The 1483-nt window shown below is 37.8% G+C and carries 4 protein-coding genes; all 4 read left to right on the top strand.

Annotated elements, in window-relative coordinates:
- On the top strand, positions 1-391 hold a 391-nt coding region (locus WKU26_RS12515), incomplete at its 5' end, for a hypothetical protein (protein WP_340322290.1).
- A gap of 80 nt (positions 392-471) precedes the next feature.
- The gene (locus WKU26_RS12510) at positions 472-660 is read left to right on the top strand and encodes a type II toxin-antitoxin system HicA family toxin (protein ID WP_117671892.1); all 189 of its coding nucleotides are present in this window, start codon (positions 472-474) and stop codon (positions 658-660) included.
- A 39-nt stretch (positions 661-699) separates the two neighbouring features.
- The gene (locus tag WKU26_RS12505; protein WP_340322289.1) at positions 700-1104 is read left to right on the top strand and encodes an antitoxin HicB; all 405 of its coding nucleotides are present in this window, start codon (positions 700-702) and stop codon (positions 1102-1104) included.
- Positions 1105-1106: 2 nt separating this feature from the next.
- A partial coding sequence (locus WKU26_RS12500) for a DUF4062 domain-containing protein (protein ID WP_340322288.1) occupies positions 1107-1483 on the top strand: 377 nt, incomplete at its 3' end.

Below are 1483 nucleotides of genomic sequence, written 5' to 3'. Positions count from 1 at the left end.
ATTAAATAGCGGTATCTTTCGAGGTGCTGCTATTTTTGTTCAATTAATTTTCAGATTCACATTGATAACCTATATATTTGTGTTTATGTTTAACTTTAAAATATTGATAACTATGGGTAAACCTATCAAGATGGGAAATGACGAGTTTATTCTCTATGTAAGGAAACACAATGAGAGTAAGCATGATACGAAGAAATTAGGAGAACTAATTTGCAAATGGTTAAAAGAGCACGCTGGGCTTGAAGAAAAAGACATTGAATACGATGTCAAGTGTTTGTGGGGTGAGCAAGCTGACAACGTTGCCTCGGATAAACTCCCTAAAACAGCAAGCCAATTCGTTTTTGACCGAGACTATCTTCCTGCCTTATACGACTATCTCGATACCTTATAATTATAGTAAAAACACGAATATTTTCTTTTTTACTATTCGTTATTTTACTATATTTGCATCGTAATTAAGTCATAAACGCTATGAGCTACAAATCAGTTAAAGACGTTGTAACGCTGCTTACTGAAAATGGCTTTTGGTTCGTGAGGCAAAAAGGCAGTCACATGGTTTATACTGACGGTAGTCATGTGGTAATTGTCCCCGACCACGGCAAGAAAGGCGTTGAGAAAGGCACTTATTACAACATTCTGAGGCAAGCGGGGCTAAAATAGCCCCCGCCTCTTTTGTTAAACGATAAAAAGGAGGTCAGTATGAAAACCGTAGAAGTGATTGTAGAACATGCAGGAAATAATCTTAGTGCCTATATTGAAGGTGCTCCGGTAATGACTGTTGGCAACGATGTAAAGGAGATCGAGAAGAACATGAAGGAAGCTGTTGAGCTTTACTTGGAATCATGTCAGGAGATGAACATCACTCCAGTGGAAGTTTTGCAGGGAGAGTTCTCCTTAAAATTCAAGATAGATGCTGCCACTTTTATCAACTATTACAGCAGTATCTTTACCAAAGCCGCTTTGAGCCGGATTACCGGAATCAATGAACGCCAGTTGTGGCACTATGCGGCTGGAGTACACAAACCACGCAAACAGCAGTTGGAGAAGATTCAAAAAGGAATTAATGCGCTGACAGAGGAACTGGCAGCTATAAATTTGTTGTGATTATGGATAAGAAGTATCAGGTTTTTGTCAGTTCAACATACGAGGATTTGCAGGAAGAGCGCAAGAAAGTAATGGAAGCTCTTTTACAGATGAATTGTTTTCCTGTTGGCATGGAATATTTCAATGCTTCTGATGATTCTCAATGGGAGGTTATTAAAAGCCTTATTAGAGAATGTGATTATTATGTTTTAATAGTTGCTGGAAGATATGGATCCATTGAAGAAGAATCCGGGAAAAGCTATACTCAAAAAGAATTTGAATATGCCGTTGAACAAGGAGTTCCAGTAATATCATTCGTGCATAAACATCCAGAATCACTTCCAGGGACAAAAATAGAGCAAGATCCATTAAAACATGAAAAACTGGATATATTTAAAGA

The organism is Phocaeicola sp. HCN-40430 (genome assembly GCF_037890285.1).
GTDB classification, from domain to species: Bacteria; Bacteroidota; Bacteroidia; order Bacteroidales; family Bacteroidaceae; genus Phocaeicola; species Phocaeicola acetigenes.
Note: the sequence above shows the minus strand (reverse complement) of the source record. Positions and strands in the feature narration are given on the sequence as shown.